The 23,372-nt window shown below is 51.0% G+C and carries 21 protein-coding genes and 1 tRNA gene; 17 read left to right on the top strand and 5 right to left on the bottom strand.

What is annotated here, in order from left to right:
- Nucleotides 1-238: 238 nt before the first annotated feature.
- Nucleotides 239-1,903 carry a dihydroxyacetone kinase subunit DhaK gene (locus BS639_RS04230; protein WP_084982338.1) on the top strand — a complete coding sequence of 555 codons (1,665 nt, stop codon included), beginning with the start codon at nucleotides 239-241 and terminating at the stop codon, nucleotides 1,901-1,903.
- Nucleotides 1,904-2,030: 127 nt separating this feature from the next.
- Nucleotides 2,031-2,315, top strand: coding sequence for a DUF1435 family protein (locus BS639_RS04235; RefSeq protein WP_055774617.1), 285 nt, complete (start codon nucleotides 2,031-2,033; stop codon nucleotides 2,313-2,315).
- Between the two features lie 165 nt (nucleotides 2,316-2,480).
- On the opposite strand, the gene BS639_RS04240 is transcribed toward BS639_RS04235, so the two are convergent.
- Together BS639_RS04240 and BS639_RS04245 are read right to left on the bottom strand one after the other, a co-directional pair.
- A tRNA-Leu gene (locus BS639_RS04240) sits at nucleotides 2,481-2,567 on the bottom strand.
- A 204-nt stretch (nucleotides 2,568-2,771) separates the two neighbouring features.
- Complete coding sequence (locus BS639_RS04245) at nucleotides 2,772-3,665, bottom strand: LysR family transcriptional regulator (RefSeq protein ID WP_055775268.1); 894 nt, start codon at nucleotides 3,663-3,665, stop codon at nucleotides 2,772-2,774.
- Between the two features lie 115 nt (nucleotides 3,666-3,780).
- Between BS639_RS04245 and BS639_RS04250 the strand changes: the two genes are divergently transcribed.
- Nucleotides 3,781-4,776 carry an aldo/keto reductase gene (locus tag BS639_RS04250; RefSeq protein WP_055774620.1) on the top strand — a complete coding sequence of 332 codons (996 nt, stop codon included), beginning with the start codon at nucleotides 3,781-3,783 and terminating at the stop codon, nucleotides 4,774-4,776.
- A gap of 92 nt (nucleotides 4,777-4,868) precedes the next feature.
- On the opposite strand, the gene rsmC is transcribed toward BS639_RS04250, so the two are convergent.
- Nucleotides 4,869-5,915, bottom strand: coding sequence for a 16S rRNA (guanine(1207)-N(2))-methyltransferase RsmC (gene rsmC, locus BS639_RS04255; protein WP_055774623.1), 1,047 nt, complete (start codon nucleotides 5,913-5,915; stop codon nucleotides 4,869-4,871).
- A gap of 158 nt (nucleotides 5,916-6,073) precedes the next feature.
- Here rsmC and BS639_RS04260 point away from each other — a divergent pair, with 158 nt between their 5' ends.
- Nucleotides 6,074-6,505 carry a DNA polymerase III subunit psi gene (locus tag BS639_RS04260; protein WP_055774626.1) on the top strand — a complete coding sequence of 144 codons (432 nt, stop codon included), beginning with the start codon at nucleotides 6,074-6,076 and terminating at the stop codon, nucleotides 6,503-6,505.
- Entirely contained in the window at nucleotides 6,456-6,899 is a 444-nt protein-coding gene (rimI, locus tag BS639_RS04265) for a ribosomal protein S18-alanine N-acetyltransferase (protein ID WP_055774629.1), read from the top strand. Before BS639_RS04260 ends, rimI begins: the two co-directional genes overlap by 50 nt.
- A 51-nt stretch (nucleotides 6,900-6,950) precedes the next feature.
- On the opposite strand, the gene tsgA is transcribed toward rimI, so the two are convergent.
- Nucleotides 6,951-8,129: an MFS transporter TsgA gene (gene tsgA / locus BS639_RS04270; protein ID WP_055774631.1), complete on the bottom strand. Its 1,179-nt coding sequence runs from the start codon at nucleotides 8,127-8,129 to the stop codon at nucleotides 6,951-6,953.
- A 428-nt stretch (nucleotides 8,130-8,557) separates the two neighbouring features.
- Here tsgA and prfC point away from each other — a divergent pair, with 428 nt between their 5' ends.
- The 9 genes from prfC to deoD all read left to right on the top strand — a co-directional run bounded on the left by prfC (nucleotide 8,558) and on the right by deoD (nucleotide 18,640).
- Nucleotides 8,558-10,147, top strand: a complete 1,590-nt coding sequence (gene prfC, locus BS639_RS04275) for a peptide chain release factor 3 (protein WP_084982339.1) — start codon at nucleotides 8,558-8,560, stop codon at nucleotides 10,145-10,147.
- Between the two features lie 401 nt (nucleotides 10,148-10,548).
- Nucleotides 10,549-11,148, top strand: coding sequence for a molecular chaperone OsmY (osmY, locus tag BS639_RS04280; RefSeq protein WP_055774636.1), 600 nt, complete (start codon nucleotides 10,549-10,551; stop codon nucleotides 11,146-11,148).
- A gap of 274 nt (nucleotides 11,149-11,422) precedes the next feature.
- On the top strand, nucleotides 11,423-11,584 hold the full coding sequence (locus tag BS639_RS04285; protein ID WP_004389381.1) for a DUF1328 domain-containing protein: 162 nt from the start codon (nucleotides 11,423-11,425) through the stop codon (nucleotides 11,582-11,584).
- A gap of 263 nt (nucleotides 11,585-11,847) precedes the next feature.
- Nucleotides 11,848-13,113, top strand: a complete 1,266-nt coding sequence (locus BS639_RS04290) for a patatin-like phospholipase family protein (protein WP_082457374.1) — start codon at nucleotides 11,848-11,850, stop codon at nucleotides 13,111-13,113.
- On the top strand, nucleotides 13,113-13,895 hold the full coding sequence (locus BS639_RS04295) for a TatD family hydrolase (protein ID WP_084982340.1): 783 nt from the start codon (nucleotides 13,113-13,115) through the stop codon (nucleotides 13,893-13,895). Before BS639_RS04290 ends, BS639_RS04295 begins: the two co-directional genes overlap by 1 nt.
- A 455-nt stretch (nucleotides 13,896-14,350) precedes the next feature.
- Nucleotides 14,351-15,130 carry a deoxyribose-phosphate aldolase gene (gene deoC, locus BS639_RS04300; protein ID WP_055774642.1) on the top strand — a complete coding sequence of 260 codons (780 nt, stop codon included), beginning with the start codon at nucleotides 14,351-14,353 and terminating at the stop codon, nucleotides 15,128-15,130.
- Between the two features lie 87 nt (nucleotides 15,131-15,217).
- Nucleotides 15,218-16,555, top strand: a complete 1,338-nt coding sequence (gene deoA / locus BS639_RS04305) for a thymidine phosphorylase (RefSeq protein ID WP_084982341.1) — start codon at nucleotides 15,218-15,220, stop codon at nucleotides 16,553-16,555.
- Nucleotides 16,556-16,639: 84 nt separating this feature from the next.
- Nucleotides 16,640-17,863, top strand: a complete 1,224-nt coding sequence (deoB, locus tag BS639_RS04310; protein ID WP_055774647.1) for a phosphopentomutase — start codon at nucleotides 16,640-16,642, stop codon at nucleotides 17,861-17,863.
- A 57-nt stretch (nucleotides 17,864-17,920) separates the two neighbouring features.
- Nucleotides 17,921-18,640 carry a purine-nucleoside phosphorylase gene (gene deoD / locus BS639_RS04315; RefSeq protein WP_055774650.1) on the top strand — a complete coding sequence of 240 codons (720 nt, stop codon included), beginning with the start codon at nucleotides 17,921-17,923 and terminating at the stop codon, nucleotides 18,638-18,640.
- 102 nt (nucleotides 18,641-18,742) lie between these two features.
- On the opposite strand, the gene BS639_RS04320 is transcribed toward deoD, so the two are convergent.
- Nucleotides 18,743-19,564 (bottom strand): YtjB family periplasmic protein, encoded by an 822-nt coding sequence (locus BS639_RS04320; protein WP_055774653.1) that lies wholly within the window; start codon nucleotides 19,562-19,564, stop codon nucleotides 18,743-18,745.
- Nucleotides 19,565-19,691: 127 nt separating this feature from the next.
- On the opposite strand from BS639_RS04320, the gene serB reads away from it, so the two are divergent.
- From serB to nadR, 3 genes are read left to right on the top strand one after another with little or no spacing between them, the layout of a single operon-like run.
- A complete protein-coding gene (gene serB / locus BS639_RS04325) occupies nucleotides 19,692-20,657 on the top strand; it encodes a phosphoserine phosphatase (protein WP_084982342.1) in 966 nt (321 codons plus the stop codon).
- Nucleotides 20,658-20,695: 38 nt separating this feature from the next.
- Nucleotides 20,696-22,078 carry a DNA repair protein RadA gene (gene radA / locus BS639_RS04330; RefSeq protein ID WP_055774659.1) on the top strand — a complete coding sequence of 461 codons (1,383 nt, stop codon included), beginning with the start codon at nucleotides 20,696-20,698 and terminating at the stop codon, nucleotides 22,076-22,078.
- Nucleotides 22,079-22,096: 18 nt separating this feature from the next.
- Nucleotides 22,097-23,344 carry a multifunctional transcriptional regulator/nicotinamide-nucleotide adenylyltransferase/ribosylnicotinamide kinase NadR gene (nadR, locus tag BS639_RS04335; RefSeq protein WP_084982343.1) on the top strand — a complete coding sequence of 416 codons (1,248 nt, stop codon included), beginning with the start codon at nucleotides 22,097-22,099 and terminating at the stop codon, nucleotides 23,342-23,344.
- Nucleotides 23,345-23,372: the final 28 nt, after the last annotated feature.

Below are 23,372 nucleotides of genomic sequence, written 5' to 3' on the forward strand. Positions count from 1 at the left end.
GTAAACACATCTCGTTTGCCTGACTGAGTCTGTGCTGGTTTAATTAAACCGCGTTGTTTAATTATATTAAATAAAGAGTGGCGGGGATAAAGCTATATTTTGGAATATATATCACAAAGTTAAGTGAAGTCTGGTGCATATGCCGCCGAATTCTTCACTATGCTTGAAGGAGTATTTATTTCGTTTGAACATCAAGCCATCTCAAAAATTAATCACAACAACGAGGAGTTCACCGGGTATGTCAAATTTTTTTATGAACGACCGCAAATCACTGATTAACGACGTGATTGAAGGCGCGATTTTGACCTCACCTTATAAGAATCTCGCCATGCTTGACGTAGATACAGCAATTCGCGTGGTGGTAAGAAGTGACTGGGACAAGAGCAAGGTTGCGCTAATATCCGGCGGTGGGTCCGGGCATGAGCCCGCTCACGTAGGATTTGTTGGTAAAGGAATGTTGACCGCCGCCGTGTGTGGTGATGTGTTTGCCTCACCAAGCGTTGACGCTGTGCTGAACGCGATAGTTGCCGTAACCGGAGAGGCAGGATGTCTGCTGATCGTCAAAAACTACACCGGTGACCGTCTCAATTTTGGGTTAGCCGCAGAGAAAGCCAAACATCTTGGCTACAGCGTTGACCTGGTTATGGTCTCTGACGATATCGCCTTACCCGACAATAAACAGCCGCGCGGTATTGCAGGTACGGTTCTGGTGCACAAAGTGGCGGGTTACGCTGCTGAACAGGGTAAATCGCTTAAAGAGGTCACTCAAGTCGCTCAGCAGGCAATCGAGGCCACTTCCAGCATCGGAGTTGCCATGCGCGGCTGTAATTTGCCAGGAGGTGATGATGAAGAGCAGGAAAACGATCGCATTGATACTGGTCACGTTGAACTGGGTCTAGGTATTCACGGTGAACCGGGCGTCTCTGTCATTAAAACGCACAATACTCAAAAAGTTGTCGAGACTTTGGTTGAGGCATTGCAAAAAGGCCTGAAGCAAAAAGATCGGCTGGCGATACTGATCAATAACCTTGGCGGGGTCTCACCGCTTGAAATGAATCAAATAACCAAAGAGCTGGTTCATTCAAAAATAAAAGGCGCGATTGATTATCTGATTGGCCCGGCTGCATTGGTTAGCGCGCTGGACATGAAAGGATTCTCTCTTTCGGCCATTGTGCTTGATAAACATATTGAAGAGGCACTGCTGGCAGATGTTGAAGCTTCAGGCTGGCATCCACTGGTCAAGCTCGAAAAATTGCCGCTCCTTAAAGTGGAAAAGATCGCGCAAAAGCATACAGTCAAAGCCTCGGTCAACGCTCAGGTGGGTGAAATTATTAAAACCGTCGCCGAGACATTGATTTCACTGGAAAGTGAGCTTAATAAACTCGATGCCAAAGTTGGCGACGGTGATACAGGGTCAACCTTTGCATCGGGTGCAAAAGATATCCTGGAGTTAAACGAGGGTAACAAGTTGCCTCAGAACGATCTGTCTGCACTGTTTGGTGAAGTAGGCAATCGTCTTGCTACCGTGATGGGGGGCTCCAGCGGTGTATTGATGTCTATCTTCTTCACTGCGGCCGGTCAAAAAGTCAGTGAGGGTGGAAATCTGGCACAGTCGCTGCTGTTTGGGCTGGCGCGAATGAAACACTACGGCGGTGCAGACCTTGGCGATCGTACCTTGATCGATGCTCTTCAACCTGCCTTGGAAGCATTGGACAAAAAAGAGGGGGATTATCAAGGTGCGGCAGCGGCGGCCGCCAAAGGAGCAAACGACACGGCAAGTATGCAAAAAGCCAACGCCGGTCGTTCGTCTTATCTCAACAGCGATAGCCTGAAAGGCGTTAAAGATCCCGGAGCTGTAGCGATTGAGAAAGTGTTTTCTGCACTACTTGAATCAAATAAATAATCTCTTCGTCGTTTGAAAATCTGGCCCTGGAAAACGGGGCCTTATTGTCAATCAGCAAACTGATGCGCAATGAGAAAAACTGCTATATGCTAGTAGTTATCATTATCAGTTAACTGAGGTCAGTATCATGATTGCAGCGATGGTCACGGCGTGTGGATTGTGGGGTGTCAGTTGGTGTCTGGGTAAGCGCTTATCGAGCGGGTGGGCCGTTTTATTACCCTGTGCGTTGCTGCCTCTTTTGGCATTGGCAAACATGACGCTGGAACAGCTGAAAGACCTGGTTATCCTGGCGATGCTGGCAACGCTTATCATGCTGCTCAATACCAAGCTGCGACACTATGTTTTATTGCCATCGTTTGTGGCTTTATCGGGCGGACTGGCTGCTATAGCGGTGAACTTTAATTTGATGTAATAAGGTTATGCTGGTGAATTGAGAAAAATGATCCAGACAGCTTTAATACAGAATCAATACAGGTTGTGTGCTGCCACGGTAATGCGGGTTTTGTATAAAAAAGTGGGGAGAGGATTTTCGGTATGATTTTTAAGATGAGATTTGAATCTAAAGCTGAAATTCATCTGGTGCGAAGAGAGGGACTTGAACCCTCACGTCCGTAAGAACACTAACACCTGAAGCTAGCGCGTCTACCAATTCCGCCACCTTCGCAAACCGATTCTTAGCGCATAAAATTTCATCTATACGACTAAGCAACCACGGGGGCGAATTTTAGAGATTTTAGCGTAGGCGTCAATAGTTATTTCCCTGAAAAGCGGCGATTGTTGTAAAAAACAGCAGTTTCTCGCCAAATCGCATTTTCACCGTCGCACTTGCTCGCTTATCGTTGGTTTTATGTGCGTTTATATCCCTGCGCTAGAGTCTCGCGAACAGCTCAATGAGCCAGTCCAATAATACCCTGACCCGTGGCGCAAGAAAGCGCCCGGGTGGATACATTATGTACAGCGGCATCGGCGGTGGCTGAAGATGAGGTAACACTTCAATCAGCGCGCCTCGCGCTAAGTCCTGCTCAACCACACGGCGTGAGGTTTGAATCAGCCCATACCCCGCTTTCGCCGCGGCTATGTAGGCATCGGCCCCGCTCACCGTCAGGGTATTATTCATCAATATTGCCTGAGATTTTTTGTTAATAATAAACTCAAGCTGTGACTCAGGTCGTTGGTGCGCAAAAAAGTAGGCCACGGCCTGATGCTGTTTCAAATCGTCCAGCGTTAGCGGTATTCCCTTTTCTGCTAAATAACCCCTTGATGCACATGTAGTTTGCGCCAGCATGGCAATCGGGCGCGATTGCAAATTTTCACTTTCTGCCGGCCATGCGCGAATGACACAGTCAACGCCCTGATGCAGCAAATCGACCGCGTTATCGTTGGCGCTGAGGGTCAGCTTGATTTGTGGATAGCGGGCGGTAAATTCGGGCAGGGCAGGCAGCACAATCTCGCGCGCCATTGAGTGCGGCATGTCGATACGAACATGACCCGCAGACGGATTTTTGACGTCGGCGAACAGGTTATCGGCCTCATCAAATCCCGCAAGCAACTGCAGGCAGCGTTGATAATATTGCTCACCTTCTTCAGTGATTTTTACCTGCCGTGTGGTGCGCAAAAACAGTCGTACGCCGAGGCGCTGCTCAAGATTTTTCAAGGCCGTGCTGACCGTCGCTCTGGGCAGATCGAGGTCTTCTGCTGCGCGACTGAAACTGCCTAACTCGGTAATGCGAATGAAAATTCGCATGGCCTGAATTTGATCCACGCTATCGTCCCATTGTTTGCCATTTATGAACAGTGTTGCATGAAATGGCATATTTATCTTTATATGATAAACAACCAAACTTCTTTCCATCAATCGGTAAGCGAAGGAATAGAAAATGAAACAGCGTCAATTAGGTAAAAACGGTCCAATGGTTTCTGCTCTGGGACTCGGCTGCATGGGTATGAGTGAGTTTTACACCCATGATATGGACGAGAAAGAGTCGCTGGCAACGCTGGACCGTGCATTGGAATTGGGGATCACTATGCTCGATACCGCCGACGTTTATGGCCCGCACACCAACGAAGAGCTGCTGGGCAGGGCACTTCAGGGGCGTCGCGATAAAGTATTTTTGGCCACCAAGTTTGGTATCGTTCGTGACCCAGCCAACCCACAGGCCAGAGGGACCAACGGCCATCCCGATTACATTCGTCAATCGGTTGAAGGCAGCCTTAAGCGTTTAAAAACCGATGTCATCGACCTCTATTATCAGCATCGCGCCGATCCTGCTGTGCCGATTGAAGAGAGCGTGGGTGCACTGTCAGATTTGGTTCGAGAAGGCAAAATTCGCTACGTCGGCATGAGTGAAATTTCGGCGGCAACGCTGGAGCGTGCGCATAAAGTGCATCCTATTAGCGCATTGCAAACGGAGTATTCACTGTGGAGCCGTGACGTTGAGCAAAGCATACTGCCCGCCTGTGCACGTTTGGGCATCGCCTTCGTGCCATACAGTCCATTAGGGCGCGGATTTTTGACCGGGGCTATTCGCTCGCCGAATGATTTTGGCGAGAATGATTTTCGTAAAAACAATCCGCGTTTTCAGGGAGAAAATTTTGCACAGAATTTGCAGTTGGCAGACAAGGTGGTAGAAATTGCCAGCGAGAAGGGCGTGAAGCCTTCTCAACTGGCACTGGCGTGGGTGTTGGCACAGGGGGATAACATTGTGCCAATTCCGGGTACAAAGCGTCGTACTTATCTGGAAGAGAACATCGCCGCGCTAGATGTCATCCTGAATGAAGCCGAAATCGCGGCGATTGAGGCTGTCTTCCCGCTGCGTTCCGCCGCCGGGGAACGCTATGCCCCGGAGATGATGCGCATTTTAAGCAACTCCTGATAGCCAAATCTTTGAAACTACAGATGCGTTGCCTGCCTTCAGCCGCCGTCTTTCTGTAGCTTGAGATCTTTAGGCTATTAGCGCAATACCCATTAACGCTTTTTCTTTTTATCGTCGCGCGGCGGACGGCCACGCGTTGCCTGGTACACTTTGAAGCGGCCATTCTGGGCCAGTACTTCATGGCTGCCAAAAGTAGCGTCCAGCAGCGCGGCATAAGGCAGGAAGGCGTTTGCCACGATGCGCAGTTTACCGCCGATATTCAGGTGGTTGACTGCGCCGCGGATCAGCTGCTCCGAGGCGTGCAGGCTGGTTTGCAGGCCTTCGTGGAACGGCGGATTCGAAATAATCATGTCGAAGCGGCCTTTAATGTCGGAATAGACATTACTGGCGATCACTTCGCCCTGCAAACCATTGGCTTCGAGAGTCGCTTTACTCGCAGCCAGCGCGGCTGCACTCACATCGCTGAGCGTCACTTTCATTTTCGGCGAATAGGTTGCCAGCACGGAGGCCAACACGCCTGAACCGCTGGCAATATCCAGCACTTTGCCTTTAACTTGTTCTTCAAAGCTGTTGATTAACAACAGGCTACCGCTGTCCAAACCTTCACGGCTGAACACGCCCGGCAAGGTTTTAATGGTCACTTCTTCAACCATATACGTTTGCCACCAGTCTTCGGCGTCAAACTCGGGCTGCTTTTCAAGACTGCCGTGGTACAGTCCACAGCGGCGGGCGCTGTCAATTTTGCCAATCGGACACAGTTCGCCCAGAATTTCTTCTGCGCTACGAACGCCACTGCGGTTTTCTCCGACCACAAACACGTCAATGCCAACAGGCAACAGCGAAAGCAGGTTAAACAGCTGGAACTTGGCTTCCTGTTTGCTCTTCGGCCAGTAGTAAATCAGCAGATCGCTAGACGCGACAAACTCGGCATCTGCCACCAGGCCAAACTGCACGTCCTCTTTCATTGAGGCATTGAGCATCTGCCAGTGGTGATATTGATTGGTATGAACCCGCACGCTTTCAGCCTCGAAAGTGGCTGGCAGGTCATCTTGTAAATCGCCAGCGAACAGTACGCGGCGGCCGAGAAAATCATCGCTGTGGCGCAGTATAACTTCACTGGCCGGGGTTAATGCTGACATCAGATTAAGGCTCCTCAGGAATATGGCCCGCATTATATACACTTTATCCTCGAAGATGCAGGCTTGTTGCTGTTTGACTGTGCGAGGTTTATTGGCGCAGGTTCGATGTGTTTGCTAGCATAGCGCGCTATACGAGTCGTCAACGGGCAGGAACAAGCATGGCAACAAGACGAGACTGGTTGTTACAGCAACTGGGGATTACCCAGTGGACGCTGCGTCGCCCCACAGTTTTACTGGGTGAGGTGGCCGTCAGTCTGCCCGAGCAAACGCGATTGCTGATTGTGGCAGACGTGCTGCCGTTGGAAGACGATTTACTGGTTAAAGACGTGATCCGCAGCCTCAACCTCAACCCGTCTCAGGTTTACAGCCTGCAAACGGCGCAGGTGGCGATGCTGCCTGAGGACACGCACTGTAACACCTGGCGACTGGGTATCAGCGAACCCTTACCGGTGGCTGGAGCACAGTTATTTAGCCCGGCGCTGGCCGAGCTCTCTCAAGACGCTGGGGCAAAACGTGCGCTCTGGCAGCAGATTTGTGAAAATGAACAACATTTCTATCCTGACCCCCGCGGACCTGAATCGCGCCTTTGAGATTGAACAGGCCAGCCACGCGTTTCCCTGGAGTGAAAAAACCTTTGCCAGTAATCAGGGTGATCGCTACCTTAATTTAAAACTTGAGCAACAGGGCAAAATGGTCGGCTTTGCCATTGTGCAGACCGTATTAGACGAAGCCACGCTGTTTAATATCGCCATTGACCCTGCCTTTCAGCGACAGGGACTGGGGCGTTTACTGCTTGAGGAGCTGTTGGCTCAGCTTGAAACGCGCAACGTTTTTACGCTGTGGCTTGAGGTTCGGGCCTCCAATCGAGGGGCGATTTCACTCTATGAAAGTCTTGGTTTTAACGAAGTTTCTGTTCGCCGAAACTACTATCCGGCGGCATCAGGGCGGGAAGATGCCATCATTATGGCGCTGCCAATAGATTAAAAAAAGCGGGCTGATGGCCCGCTTTTCATTGCTTCTAAAACGCTCAATCGCTTATTTGTGGCCGTGCATTTTGTGCTTGGTCACAAAGCCCAGCGCCAGACACATCACAAATACAACAAAATACAATACGTTAGCTGTAGCCAACGCCGCGTGGGTCCCGTGGTCTCTTACGATAGGGCTTGTGACAACGAAGGTCAGCATGGTGCCAACGGTGCCGCAGGTCAGGATAAAGTTAACCAGTTTTGGCGAAGATACCTTGGTTTGCAGTGAGCCGAGCGTAATGATGGTGGTGTAAATTGCGCTGGAGACAAAGCCTAACCCGAGGATAGCGTAGGTCAGATGCGCCGGATTATCGGTAGAGATAAACAGGTACATCGCCACGGTAGCCAGTGCGGTCAGCAGTGTTACGATGCGCTGTAGGTCGAAGAAGCGCAGCACAAAGCTGAAGACCCACATGCCAATCATATAAGACAACCAGAAATCGCTGACCAGTTTGCCGGCCTGATTAATGTCCAGATTAAAGGTTTTGGTGACGTAGTCCGGTACCCACTGAATGAAGCCCAGCTGGCCGAGGATGTAGCACAGTGCCGCAATTGACAGGAACAGCACGCCAATTCCCCACTTCTCCTTAACCACAGGCTGATTGTCGGTCTTGCCTTTGGCGCCCAATACTGGGAATTCGGCAATCAGGGTCAGCAAAAAGATCGCCACGTACAGGATGCCAATACAGGCATAAACCCAGTACCAGCCAATGCTGCGTGCCAGCAGGATGCCCGCCACGATAGGGAATATCATACCCGCCATGCTGAAGAACGAATCGGTAAACAGCAGGCGTGAACCGCGCTGACGGCCTTCATAGATATGGGTAATCAGAAAAGTCCCGATCGACATGGTGATGCCGCTGACTACGCCGAGAACGAACATACACAGCGAGAATACGCTGATGCTTTTGCTCATCATCAGACCGGCAACTGCAAGAACCATCAGCACGAAGCCGAAAATAAGCTGACGTTTTAATGGGATAACTTCCATCAGCCACGCGTTTAGGAAGATGGCTATCAGAATACCGGCGTTAAGGAAGGTAAAGGTGTTACTCATGCTGGAAACAGGCAGACCGAAATACTCGGCGATATTGCCCATTACCATGCCGGTAACAATCACCAATGCCCCTGTTAGCCCGTAAGAGAAAAAGCTGATCCAGGTGAGAAGCAATCGATTACTTTTAGTCATTAAGATACATCCTTGTGATGTATAAGAGGTTAAAACACGCAAAAAAGAGTTCAGATTGTGGCAGCTGAAGCCGCCTTGTCATGCCGTACAACTTTTATTGACCCGATTATCCAGAAAGGAGCAGATCAGTTTTGTGATAGGACAGGTATTTTTAATGCAAGCTGTAAAGTTATGCAAAATTTATATGTGATACTTGTCACATTTTAATGAAAATAGAGTGAATTTAGCCCAAACTCAGGTCGGTGAACCGGCTCTGTGCTCCGTGCATTTTCACTCATCGGCGAGCGAATATAAAAGCATTGATTGTCTAACCCCGCTAAATCATAGAAAATAGCCGGCTATAACTTTTATTACCGCTTTGCCTGATGCCGTTCTGGCGTAAAATCAATACCGATGCAGGGCGGACAACCGCAGAAACGTGGAAAAACATGTCTCCTAGTGAATACGCCCTCGAAGTCGCCAAACGTCGCACCTTCGCCATTATCTCGCACCCCGATGCGGGTAAAACTACCATTACTGAAAAAGTGCTGTTGTTCGGACAGGCTATTCAGACTGCCGGTACGGTAAAGGGCCGTGGTTCAAACAACCACGCCAAGTCCGACTGGATGGAAATGGAAAAACAACGTGGTATCTCCATTACGACTTCCGTGATGCAGTTCCCTTACCGCCACGCGCTGGTTAACCTGCTTGATACCCCAGGACACGAAGACTTCTCTGAAGATACTTATCGTACTCTGACCGCCGTTGACTGCTGTCTGATGGTTATCGACACCGCAAAGGGCGTTGAGGATCGTACCCGCAAGCTGATGGAAGTGACCCGTCTGCGCGATACGCCGATCATTACCTTCATGAACAAGCTGGACCGCGACATTCGCGACCCGATGGAAGTGATGGACGAAGTTGAGCGCGAGCTGAAAATTGCCTGCTCACCTATCACCTGGCCAATTGGCTGCGGCAAGCTGTTTAAAGGGGTTTATCACCTTTATAAAGATGAAACTTATCTTTATCAAACCGGTAAAGGCCACACCATTCAGGAAGTGCGCATTGTTAAAGGTCTGAATAACCCAGATCTCGACACCGCCATCGGTGAAGAGCTGGCGATTCAGCTGCGCGGCGAGCTGGAATTGGTGCAGGGTGCTTCACACGAGTTTGATCATGAGGCTTTCCTCAGCGGTGATCTTACCCCGGTATTCTTCGGAACCGCATTGGGTAACTTCGGCGTTGACCACATGCTCGACGGGCTGGTGGAATGGGCGCCTGCGCCGATGCCGCGTAAAACCGACCTGCGTGAAGTTAAAGCCGATGACGAGAAATTCACCGGCTTCGTGTTTAAGATTCAGGCCAATATGGATCCGAAACACCGCGACCGCGTCGCTTTTATGCGTGTGGTTTCAGGTAAATACGAAAAAGGCATGAAGCTGCGTCAGGTGCGCACCGGCAAAGACGTGGTCATCTCTGATGCGCTTACCTTTATGGCGGGCGACCGTTCACACGTTGAAGAAGCTTATCCGGGTGACATCATCGGCCTGCATAACCACGGTACCATTCAGATTGGGGACACCTTTACTCAGGGTGAAAACATGAAGTTCACCGGTATCCCTAACTTTGCGCCTGAACTGTTCCGCCGCATCCGTCTGCGTGACCCGCTCAAGCAGAAACAGCTGCTTAAAGGGCTGGTTCAGCTCTCCGAAGAAGGTGCCGTGCAGGTGTTCCGTCCCCTGATTAATAACGACTTGATCGTGGGAGCGGTGGGTGTGCTGCAGTTTGAAGTCGTTGTTGCACGTCTGAAGAGCGAGTACAACGTTGAAGCGATTTACGAATCGGTTAACGTCTCAACCGCCCGCTGGGTTGAATGCTCTGACGTTAAGAAGTTTGATGATTTCCAACGCAAGTGCGAGTTAAACCTGGCACTGGATGGCGGTGATAATTTGACCTATATCGCGCCGTCGATGGTTAACCTTAACCTGACGAAAGACCGTTATCCTGAAGTGGATTTCCGTAAAACTCGCGAACATTAATCTGCTGATAACGTTTATCCATACCGCGATTTTTCCCCTAAAGACGGCCTGAGAGCCGTCTTTTTTTATGATTTTTTTCTGATAATTAGTTTCTTTAGGAAACTACTTCTTGAGTTTTTGTCTGTTTTTTGAACTAAAACAGGGTGAAATGCTCGGACTTATCTGTATTACAGGTTAATTCGCCATTCTTACTACAGTTTTGCTGATGGTCGGCTATATTAAATGAACGCACAACGAAGAGCAGCTGGAAACGCTGGCTTTAGGAAACCAAGTAGAGAGTTGTGCTGAATTTTATTAATTCACAGTGACGTGAACACAGTAATAAGTTTTTAAGTCGTCACGACCATGTGACGGAAAGAGCCCGAAATTTACGGGTTCCCAAACTGTTAAGGAAGAAATCGATGAAAAAGTCTAATTTTGCATACTCAATGATGGCCGTGGTTCTGGGTACTGCCCTGATGAGCGGTAGTGCACTGGCAGCAACGGCAGAAAGCACAATGAATTCTGCGGGTGCAAAAATCGATAGCTCCATGAAGAAAGTGGATGGCTACATGGGCGACAGCGCCACCACAGCTAAGGTTAAAAGTGCACTGGTAGACGATAAGGCCATCAAAAGCACTGATATCTCAGTAAAAACTGACAATGGCGTCGTGACACTGAGCGGTTTCGTCGGCTCTCAGGCCGAAGCGGAACAGGCCGTCGCGGTGGCAACCAAAGTTGAAGGCGTTAAATCCGTCAGCGACAAATTACACACCAAAGACAGCAAGTCCCAGTCTGTTAAAGGATATGCCGGTGATACTGCAACCACTACGTCGGTAAAAGCCAAACTACTGGCCGATGACATCGTGCCTTCTCGCATGGTGAAAGTCGAAACCACTGACGGCGTTGTTCAGCTATCAGGTACCGTTAAAACTGCCGCTCAGTCAGATCGCGCTGAAAGCGTAGCTAAAACGGTAGACGGCGTGAAAAGCGTTAAGAACGACCTTAAAGTCCAGCCGTAATATTTTTGAATCTGTTGCCCATCTCAGGGTGGGCAACGCAGCTTTAGCCTTGTAACTGCTGCAAGAAAGTTCAAGTACCGCGAGTTATGAAAAAATAAGCTGACTTACGGTTTTTTTACGTGAGAAATCACTGAGTTTCCGTCCGTTTTCTTTTTTTCAAGCTATCTTTAATACTGTACTTCTTAATTTGTTATCTACAGTAACAACCGTTATTCAGGACGCATTTCATAACCGAGTGACGTACGAATATTTTAAATAGGGTAAGGAGAAGCTTATGTTTCGTTGGGGTATTATATTTCTTGTCATCGCGTTAATCGCGGCAGCGTTGGGTTTCGGTGGACTGGCAGGTACAGCGGCCTGGGCTGCAAAAGTGGTGTTCGTGGTAGGTATCATTCTGTTCCTGATCAGCTTGTTTACCGGTCGTAAACGACTCTGACGTCGAATAGATTTGAATAACCACAAAGACTAAAAGGTAAAGTGATTTTTATCTGATATATCCCGGAGATTATTAAGGATAATTTTTAAGGCGCAGGGAAGTAAAGTAAGCGCCTTACATTGTCCACAGCACGTATTCCCCAAAGGATGCGGCGTCTGGTTTACAGGAAGTAACGATTTAATCTCCGGGATTTTGCAAGAATATTACGGATCGGTGAAAGTCGGAGTATGCTCATCAAAGAGTCATTTGTTGAGGAGGCTTCGTTGGGATACAGAATTCCGGTCACGCTGGGGAACATTGAACCCTTGGCTTACAAACCCTATACGCCGGGCAAAATCGCATTAGTATGCGAAGGCGGCGGACAACGGGGTATCTTCACGGCAGGCGTGCTTGATGAGTTTCAACGAGCAGGTTTCAATCCATTCGATTTACTGATCGGCACTTCTGCCGGCGCTCAAAATCTTTCTGCTTACGTCTGTGGACAGGCCGGATACGCCCGACGGGTGATTACGCGCTACACAACCAGCCCCCAATTTTTTAATCCTCTGCGCTTTGTCCGTGGTGGACACCTTATTGATCTTGACTGGCTGGTCGACGAAACCTCAAAAAACATGCCTTTGGCGATGGAGAGTGCTGAAAAGCTGCTCATCGACGGACGGGAATTTTTGATGTGTGCCTGCCGAAGTGATGACTATACCCCCAGCTATTTTGCCCCGACTCGCGAGAGCTGGTTGCCGGTTATCAAAGCTTCCAGCGCCATCCCCGGGTTTTACCGCATGGGCGTCAGTCTCGACGGTGTTAGCTATCAGGATGGTGGGATCAGCGATGCCATTCCAGTGGAAGAAGCCTATCGACGCGGAGCCGATACTATTGTGGTGATCCGCACTGTGCCTTCGGCAATGTTTTATACCCCGCAGTGGATGAAACGCATGGAGCAGTGGCTTAGTGAAAGTAGCCTGCAACAGCTGGTTCACATGGTGCAGCATCATGAAAAAAGCTATTACCGCATTCAGCAATTTATTGAAAATCCGCCGGGCGACCTGCGTATTTTTGAAATATTCCCACCCAAGCCGTTGGCCAGTCACGCCCTCGGCAGTCGTTTACCGGCATTGAATCAGGACTATCATCTGGGCCGTCGCTGTGCGCGCTACTTCCTGTCGATCGTTTCTCATTGGCTGCTGCCGCGCGAAAACGATCGTCCATTGCCAATTATTACCCCGCGAGTCACCAGAAGACCAAAAATCGTAGTGCCGCCGGCTATTTCTCCTGAAATTGAGCTTCCGCTGAGTGCTGCGGCAAATCAGGCTGATTTGATTGAAGCGGGATCTATCGAGCTTGAGCCTTTACCGGTTGATACGGTTGCGATAGAAAAAGTGTCAGCAGAGCGCGCACCCGCTGAGAGCATCGAGGTTGATAAGATATTAACCGATCAGGTTGCGCTGACCGATTCTCGTCGAGACGGCGGCTTTCTCCCGGCGGCAAGCGCGTTTGAGCTGCCAAAAATTGAGGGAGAAGGAGATAAGCTGTGATGCGCACTTTTGTTGATACCCACTGCCATTTTGATTTCCCGCCGTTTACGGGTCATGAGGCCGAAAGCCTGCATCTGGCGGCCGAAGCTGGGGTTAATCAACTTATTTTGCCCGCCGTGGAGGCCAGTCGATTTAATCACGTTTTACAGCTTACCGAGACCCATCCACCGATTTTTGCTGCCCTGGGACTGCATCCGATTTGCATTGCCACTCACAGCGATGCGTGTCTTAACCAGCTTGCAGAGATGTTGGAAAAGCGGCATCCGAAGTTAGTCGCTATCGGTGAAACGGGGCTGGACTTATATATGGAAACGCCAATGTTTGATAAGCAGCAGCGGCTGCTTCGGGAGCAGTTCAAACTGGCCAAGCAGCATAACCTGCCGATGATACTGCATTCTCGCCGGTCGCACGATCAGCTTGCAGCCATGCTACGTAAGGCTTCATTGCCTGCTACTGGCGTTGTTCACGGTTTTGCTGGCAGTCTTTCTCAGGCACAGGCCTTCGTAAGACTTGGATTCGCTATTGGCGTAGGCGGTACGATTACCTACGAACGTGCGCAGAAAACGCGTCGGGTTATGGCCCAACTTCCGCTTTCATGCCTGTTGTTGGAAACCGATGCCCCAGACATGCCGCTGCAAGGTTTTCAGGGGCAACCTAATAGACCTGAGCGTGCCGCCCGCGTTTTCGATGCCCTTTGCGAACTGCGTTCAGAACCCGCCGAGCAGCTCGAACAAGCTCTTCTGGAAAATACGCGACGCCTTTTCACTCTTCCTCATGCCTAAATGTCATTTTTGTTATTTAAATAACATTTATCTCGATGGCATTCTTCATTAAATAAAAAGTACACAGTCTCACAGTCTGTGAAATTAATCGTAAATGTTATTTAAATAACATTTACGATCGGAGTAGAATCTCATGCATGAAGAGTTTTGCCTAAATCATCGCTTGTCATGATTCAGGTATACACTTTTACTCAGTGCCCAAGTCTGAGCTTGTAGCCTTGAAGTGTGATTTACATCTCATTTTTCAGAGTAACGTTGCAATCGATTTTCATTTTGTGTGAAATACTGCACACCCTAAGTGACGATAACCTGTTCAAATACACTAAACAGGTGGCGATTGTGTTCGTCTGCTCGCCAAGGTGCTGGACGATTTATCGCGCCGTGACGCATAAACGTCCTCGACTGTATGCTCGGTTCTGAAGGCGTTTCAGGATTGAAAATTGTTGGAGAGTGTTATGACCGATTTAACCGCAGCAGCGCAGCGCGCGCTGAGTCTGATGGATTTAACCACCCTGAATGAAGACGATACAGACGCCAAAGTGATCGCACTTTGCCATCAGGCTAAAAGTCCAGCGGGCAACACCGCAGCCGTGTGCATTTATCCACGTTTTATTCCGGTTGCGCGTAAAACACTGCGCGAACAGGGTACGCCAGACATTCGTATCGCGACGGTGACCAACTTCCCGCACGGTAACGATGACATTGAGATTGCACTTGCTGAAACTCGCGCTGCTATTGCCTACGGCGCTGATGAAGTTGACGTAGTGTTCCCGTATCGCGCCCTGATGGCCGGTAATGAACAAGTGGGCTTTGAGCTGGTCAAACAGTGTGCCGAGGCCTGTCATGAGGCTAAAATTTTGCTGAAAGTCATCATCGAAACCGGTGAGCTGAAGCAGGATTCGCTCATTCGTAAAGCCTCAGAAATCGCGATCAACGCCGGTGCCGATTTTATTAAAACCTCAACCGGCAAAGTGCCGGAAAACGCCACTCTGCACAGCGCCGAGCTAATGATGCGCGTGATTAAAGAGCTGAACGTGGGCCAGTCTGTTGGCTTCAAACCGGCGGGGGGTGTGAAAACAGCCGAAGATGCCGCGCAGTATTTGGCGCTGGCAGACGAAATTTTGGGCCAAGAGTGGGCCGATGCGCGCCATTTCCGCTTTGGTGCATCCAGCCTGTTGGCAAGCCTGTTGACTACGTTAGGTCACCAGGGGCAAAAATCCGGCAGCGGCTACTAATTTCTCCCCTTGGGCGGCGTGCGTCGTCGCCTGTGGTTCAACGGTTTGTGTGGTGATTTCCTCTCTGTTTCCAAATTGGGGTGAGACGTGGCTTCTGTACAAAAAACCTTTCTGGCTCAAGAAATAATTCGAAAAAAGCGCGATGGACAACCGCTGAGCGAAGAAGAAATTCGCTTCTTTATTAACGGTGTTCGCGACAGTAAAGTCTCCGAAGGTCAAATTGCCGCGCTGGCGATGACAATCTATTTTAATGATATGAACATGGATGAGCGCGTTGCATTGACCATGGCGATGCGTGATTCTGGGACTGTTTTAAACTGGAAGCATCTGGAGCTCAATGGTCCGATAGTCGACAAGCACTCGACCGGCGGCGTAGGTGATGTGACCTCGCTGATGCTCGGGCCGATGGTTGCTGCCTGCGGAGGCTTTGTGCCGATGATCTCTGGTCGCGGACTGGGTCATACTGGCGGCACGCTCGACAAGCTCGAGAGCATTCCGGGATTTGATATTTTTCCCGACGATGACCGTTTTAGAAAGATAATTCAGAGCGTGGGTGTCGCGATTATTGGCCAGACCAATTCGCTGGCACCCGCGGACAAACGTTTTTATGCGACGCGTGACATTACCGCGACGGTGGACTCGATTCCGTTGATCACCGCCTCTATTCTGGCGAAAAAGCTCGCCGAGGGTCTGGACGCGCTAGTGATGGACGTTAAAGTTGGATCCGGTGCCTTCATGCCGACCTATGAGCTGTCGCAAGACTTGGCACAGGCGATCGTTGACGTTGCCAATGGCGCTGGATGTAAAACGACCGCGTTGTTGACCGACATGAATCAGGTGCTGGCATCGAGCGCTGGAAACGCAGTGGAAGTGCGCGAAGCCGTGCGGTTCCTGACTGGCGAGTATCGCAGTCCGCGCCTGCTTGAGGTCACCATGGCACTCTGTGTCGAGATGCTGCTTTCAGGCGGACTGGCGCAGGACGAGACCGAAGCGCGACGCAAACTGCAAAACGTGCTCGATAATGGCCGTGCAGCAGAGATATTTGGAAAAATGGTCGCGGCGCAAAAAGGCCCGACAGATTTCATCGAACATTACGACCGTTATCTGCCTCAGGCTACCCTGAGCAAAATGGTCTATTCAGAAAGAGCCGGGATCGTTACGTCGATGGACACCCGTGCTCTGGGCATGAGTGTTGTGGCTTTAGGTGGCGGACGCCGCCGTGCCAGCGACGCCATCGATTACAGCGTAGGGTTAACCCATATGGCCAGTATTGGTCAGCAGGTTGATACTCAGCATCCGCTGGCCATGATCCACGCGAACAGTGAAGAAGCGTGGCAGCAGGCCGCAGACGCTGTGAGATCGGCCATTGTGTTGAGCGATAAGGCACCCGAAAGTCTGCCGGTGGTTTATCGCCGTATCAGCTAGCTTTATCGGTCCGGTTAACTCATTCATCAAAAGCGGTGCTTTAACGGCCGCTTGCAACGCGTAGTAATGCGCAGGAGAGCAAAAATGAAACGTACATTTATTATGATGTTGGACTCATTTGGAATTGGCGCCAGTGAAGATGCCGAACGCTTTGGTGACGTGGGTTCAGATACGCTGGGCCATATCGCTGAGGCCTGTGCCCGCGGTGAGGCTGACGTTGGCCGTAAAGGGCCGTTGCATTTGCCTAACTTGACCCGATTGGGTCTGGCGAAAGCGGCTGAGGCTTCAACCGGACGTTTCCCCGCGGGAATGGACGCTGATGCAGAAATCACTGGCGCCTACGCCTTTGCCAGTGAACTGTCATCGGGTAAAGATACCCCTTCAGGCCACTGGGAAATCGCCGGTGTTCCGGTGTTGTTCGACTGGGGGTATTTCTCCGACGAAACCAACAGTTTCCCGCAGGAGCTGCTTGATAAGCTGGTTGAACGTGCAGATTTGCCGGGCTATTTGGGCAACTGCCACTCATCGGGCACGGTGGTGCTCGATGCGCTGGGCGAAGAGCACATGAAAACCGGCAAGCCGATTTTCTACACCTCTGCCGACTCTGTTTTCCAGATTGCCTGCCATGAAGAAACCTTTGGCCTTGAGCGCCTGTATGCGCTGTGTGAAATCGCTCGCGAAGAGCTGACTGAAGGCGGTTACAACATTGGCCGCGTTATCGCTCGTCCGTTTATCGGCGATAAAAAAGGTCACTTCGAGCGCACCGGCAACCGCCATGATCTGGCGGTTGAGCCACCTGCGCCGACCATCCTGAAAAAGCTGGTGGACGAGAAGGGCGGAGAAGTGGTGTCGGTGGGTAAAATCGCCGATATTTATGCGCACGTTGGGATCACCAAAAAAATCAAAGCCACAGGTCTGGATGCGCTGTTCGACGCTACCGTTCAGGAAATGAAACTGGCGGGCGACAAGACTATTGTCTTTACCAACTTCGTTGATTTTGACTCCTCTTACGGACATCGTCGCGACGTGCCGGGTTATGCCGCCGCGCTTGAGCTGTTCGACCGCCGTATGCCTGAGCTGCTGGCGCTGGTGAAAGAAGACGACATGATTATTTTCACCGCCGACCACGGCTGTGACCCAAGCTGGCGCGGCACTGACCACACTCGTGAGCACATTCCGGTGTTAATCTACGGGCCTAAAGTGAAGCCTGGCTTCCTGGGCCATCGTGAGACCTTTGCCGATATCGGACAAACCGTCGCCAGCTATTTTGACCTGTCGCCAATGGAATATGGAAAATCCATGCTTTAAGGCTGATTTTTTGCGAAAATTCTATTAATTAAAACCATCAAGAAAGGAATGTTATCTATGGCAACGCCACACATTAATGCAGAAATGGGCGATTTCGCAGACGTAGTCCTGATGCCTGGCGATCCGCTGCGCGCTAAACATATTGCAGAAACCTTCCTCGAAGACATCAAGCAGGTGAACGACGTTCGCGGCATGCTAGGCTTCACCGGCACGTATAAAGGCCGCAAAATCTCCGTCATGGGCCACGGCATGGGCATACCTTCTTGCTCAATCTATGCCAAAGAGCTTATTACCGAGTTCGGCGTGAAAAAAATCATCCGTGTAGGCTCATGCGGCGCGGTACGTGAAGACGTAAAACTGCGCGACATAGTGATTGGCATGGGGGCTTGCACCGATTCCAAAGTGAACCGTATGCGCTTTAAAGACCATGACTATGCGGCCATTGCCGACTACGACATGGTGCGCAACGCGGCAGACGCGGCGGCGGCTAAGGGTATCAAAGCACGCGTCGGTAACATCTTCTCTGCTGACCTGTTCTACACCCCAGACCCACAGATGTTCGACGTGATGGAAAAGTACGGTATTTTGGGCGTTGAAATGGAAGCTGCCGGTATCTACGGCGTGGCGGCAGAATTTGGTGCTAAAGCACTGACTATCTGTACCGTTTCCGACCACATTCGCACCGGCGAGCAAACGACCGCTGCCGAGCGCCAGACGACTTTCAATGACATGATTGAGATAGCGCTGGAATCTGTACTGCTGGGCGACAAAGCTTAAGATCGATTTAGCTTTATTGTGAAAAAACGGAGGCCTTGTGGCCTCCGTTTTTATTGATAACGTTATTTTTATCTATTCACCAATAGAAACCGCCTCGCCTAATCACGACTCTTTTTTCTTATCTTCTTCTTCGTCCGTTGGCTCTTCGCTGCGCTGAAGATTGCGGTGCGCGGCCTGCACGGCTTCAAGTTCGGCTTCTTCTTCTGCCGTCAGCGTCGGTTTGTCTTCGACCCGCTCTTCGGCGATAGCAATAACCAACGGCTCATTATTGTGTGCCGGCAGATCATCGTCCTCATCCCGCTCTCTCAGGCGTGTACTGGCGGTAAGCAGAAACGGCGACTGCTCCCAGCGGCTGCGTCGTCCCTGCAGCAGGGTACGGGCCAGAATAATGCCCACCGCCAGTGCCAGCAGCATCATTAGGCGCAGCAGGTTAGTGGTATTATCAACCTGTTTGGCTTCGGTCGCCAGCACGTGGGTGTCCAGCGTCATGCGCAGAAATCCGCTTGGACCGTCTTTATCGCCTATCGGTTGTACAATTTGGTGGTTGAAATAGCTGCCCGCGCGCTTACCGTCAAGCGCCAGCCTGTCGCGTACCGGCACGGTTTCGCCAGAATGGGCAATTAGCGAACCGTCCAACTGGTAGACACTGGCATCAAGAATGCGGCTATTGTCGGTCAATTGATTTAAAATAGTGGTAATCTGCGCGATATCGGCGCCATCGTTTTGGCTGTCCATCAGCGGGGCGAGCGAAAATGCCACTTGGCGAGCAAGCGTTTGTGTCAACTGCTCGACCTGTTGAGATCGCGCTAACTGGTGCCCTAGGCTAAAATAGGACGCACCTTGCATCAATATAACTAATAAAGCCAAGCAAATCAGCACGATAACCGTGCGGTGTCTGCGAAGTTTCAGTTTGGCCTCTGCCATTCTGTTTCCTTAAGGTATTCGACGACTTTAATGTTGCCAGAAGCGTTAGCGATAGGGTAGCTTGATGCGTCGTTTTATCGCGGCCCCTCTGCTTTTCGACAGAGTATTTGCTCTTACAGGAGAAATCATGCCAAACCGTCTGACCTATTGCGATCTTCCTTCCGAGATCCACCAATGGCCGGGACTTCCACTTTCACTCAGCGGTGACGAAGTGATGCCGCTCGATTACCGGGCCGGGCACACGGGTTGGCTCCTGTACAGTAGAAAGCTCGATAAACTCAGTATCAGTCGTTTCCAGAGCCGCCTTGGTCGTGCACTCGTCGTGGTTAGCGCCTGGATGGTCGAAGACTATCAGGTTGTGCGCCTCGCCGGTCCACTGACGCCGGACGTGTTTGAGCTGGCCGAACAGTTTGAATTCGACATCACTCCGCTGCGTAAAGTCCCCCACATGCGCACGCCGGGTCTTCTGGTGATGGACATGGATTCTACTGCAATTGAGATTGAATGCATTGATGAAATTGCCAAACTTGCTGGCGTGGGTGAGCAGGTTGCGGAAGTCACTGAACGTGCCATGCGCGGAGAGCTAGACTTCGCCGCCAGTTTGCGTCAACGCGTGGGCACATTAAAAGATGCCGATGCCAACATTTTGCTGCAAGTGCGTGAAACATTACCTTTAATGCCGGGTCTCAAGCAGATGGTAGCTCGTTTGCAGGAGCTGGGCTGGCACGTCGCTATCGCCTCCGGTGGTTTCACCTATTATGCCAACTATCTGCGCGATGAACTGGACCTGGTTGCCGTCGCGGCCAACGAGCTGGAAATTTTTGACGGCAAGCTCACCGGGCAGGTCATCGGTCCCATTGTTGACGCGCAGTTCAAAGCCGATACCCTGCTGGCGCTGGCCGAAAAACTGGGTATCCCGCAGGAACAAACCGTGGCCATTGGCGACGGTGCAAACGATTTAAAAATGATGTCGGTCGCCGGGCTGGGTGTGGCCTTCCACGCCAAGCCAAAAGTGTATGAACAGGCCGAAGTCTGCATTCGACATGCTGACCTGATTGGCCTGTTGTGCATTCTGAGCGGCAGCGTCGCGTAATGTTAACAAGGGCGATAGCGCTCCAAACGAGGTAAGTTGTGGCAAAAGCAGCAAAACGAGCATTTGTGTGTAATGAATGCGGCGCAGATTATCCGCGTTGGCAGGGGCAATGCAGTGCCTGTCAGGCCTGGAACTCCATTACCGAAGTCCGTTTGTCTGCTTCACCCACGGTCGCGCGCAATGAGCGCCTCAGCGGTTATGCCGGCGATGCGGGCGTTAGCCGGGTGCAAAAGCTTTCGGATATCAGCCTGGATGAAACGCCGCGGTTTAGCACCGGGTTTAAAGAGTTTGACCGCGTGCTGGGTGGCGGTGTCGTACCGGGCAGCGCCATTCTCATCGGCGGAAATCCCGGCGCGGGCAAAAGTACGCTGCTGCTGCAAATCCTCTGCAAGCTTGGCGAGAATATGAAAACGCTCTATGTCACTGGCGAAGAGTCGTTGCAGCAGGTGGCGATGCGTGCGCACCGTCTCGGACTGCCCACCGCCAATATGAACATGCTTTCTGAAACCAGCATCGAGCAGATCTGCCTGATTGCCGATCAGGAACAGCCGAAGCTGATGGTGATCGACTCCATTCAGGTGATGCACATGGCGGATATCCAGTCTTCTCCGGGTACCGTAGCGCAGGTGCGTGAAAGCGCCGCCTATCTTACTCGCTATGCCAAAACGCGCGGCGTGGCGATCGTGATGGTCGGCCACGTGACAAAAGACGGGTCGCTGGCCGGTCCGAAAGTGCTGGAGCACTGCATCGACTGTTCGATTCTGCTCGACGGTGATGCCGACTCACGATTTCGCACCCTGCGCAGCCATAAAAACCGCTTTGGGGCAGTTAATGAGCTCGGCGTGTTTGCCATGACCGAGCAGGGGCTGCGTGAGGTGAGCAACCCTTCGGCCATCTTCCTGAGTCGAGGTGATGAAATCACCTCGGGCAGCTCGGTGATGGTGCTATGGGAGGGCACACGGCCTTTGCTGGTCGAGATTCAGGCGCTGGTGGATCACTCTATGATGGGTAACCCTCGGCGCGTGGCGGTTGGGCTTGAGCAAAACCGCTTGGCTATTCTGCTGGCCGTTTTGCACCGTCACGGCGGTCTGCAAATGGCGGATCAGGACGTATTTGTTAACGTGGTCGGCGGCGTTAAAGTCACCGAAACCGGTGCTGACCTCGCGCTTCTGCTTTCGCTGGTGTCGAGCCTGCGTGACCGTCCGCTGCCTCAAGACTTGGTCGTCTTTGGTGAGGTGGGATTAGCCGGTGAAATTCGTCCGGTGACCAGCGGACAGGAACGTATTGGTGAAGCCGCCAAGCACGGCTTTAAGCGTGCGATTGTGCCGCACGCCAATGTGCCGAAAAAGCTGCCGGAAGGCATGAAGGTCTATGGCGTCAAAAAGTTGGCAGACGCATTGGCTATCCTCGAGGATCTCTAATCAACACAAGGAGCCGCTATGCCGCAGTTTGATTATCTTAAGGCCGCGATTAAGCAACAGGGATGCACGCTGCAGCAGGTGGCTGAAGTCAGCGGCATGACTAAGGGTTATCTCAGTCAGTTGTTAAATGACAAGATTAAAAGCCCCAGCGCGCAAAAACTTGAGGCCTTACATCGTTTTCTCGACCTGGAATTTCCCCGTCGTGAAAAGAAGATTGGCGTGGTATTTGGTAAGTTTTATCCGCTGCACACCGGCCATATTTATTTAATTCAGCGCGCCTGCAGTCAGGTTGACGAGCTGCACATTATTCTTGGCTACGATGAACCGCGCGACCTCGAGCTGTTTGAAAATAGCTCAATGTCTCAGCAACCGACGCTGAGCGATCGTCTGCGCTGGCTGCTGCAAACTTTTAAATATCAAAAGAACATTCATATTCATGCTTTCAATGAAGAAGGGATGGAGCCTTATCCGCACGGCTGGGACGTGTGGAGCAAAGGGATCACTGCCTTCATGCAGCAAAAAGGCATTCATCCCAACACCATTTATTCCAGTGAAGAGAACGACGCACCGCGCTACCGCGAGCATCTCGGCATTGATACGGTGCTTATCGATCCCAAACGATCGTTTATGAAAATCAGCGGTTCGCAAATTCGCCACGATCCTTTCCGTTATTGGGACTATATTCCCACCGAAGTGAAGCCATTTTTTGTGCGTACTGTGGTGGTGCTGGGGGGAGAGTCCAGTGGGAAATCTACGCTGGTGAACAAGCTGGCCAACATATTTAACACCACCAGCGCCTGGGAGTATGGACGCGAATACGTATTCTCCCACTTGGGTGGCGATGAAATGGCGCTGCAATATTCTGACTACGACAAAATTGCTCTGGGTCAGGCGCAGTACATTGATTTCGCAGTTAAATACGCGAATAAAGTGGCGTTTATCGATACAGACTTTTTGACCACTCAGGCATTTTGCAAAAAATACGAAGGCCGCGAGCATCCGTTTGTGCAGGCATTGGTCGATGAATATCGCTTTGATTTAGTGATTTTGCTGGAGAATAACACGCCGTGGGTCGCCGACGGTTTACGCAGCCTGGGCAGTTCGCTCGACCGCTCAGAGTTCCAAAATTTGCTGATTGAAATGATGCATAAAAACAACATCACTTTCACCCATGTGACCGCATCCGACTACGATCAGCGTTTTCTAGACTGTGTCGAGCTGGTACAGAATATGTTAGGTAATAAGCATTCAATAATAGGTCATTGATAACAGTAGCGAAGGGGTAATAAAATTA

The sequence above is a fragment of the Rouxiella silvae genome (genome assembly GCF_002093625.1).
Classification (GTDB): Bacteria; Pseudomonadota; Gammaproteobacteria; order Enterobacterales; family Enterobacteriaceae; genus Rouxiella; species Rouxiella silvae.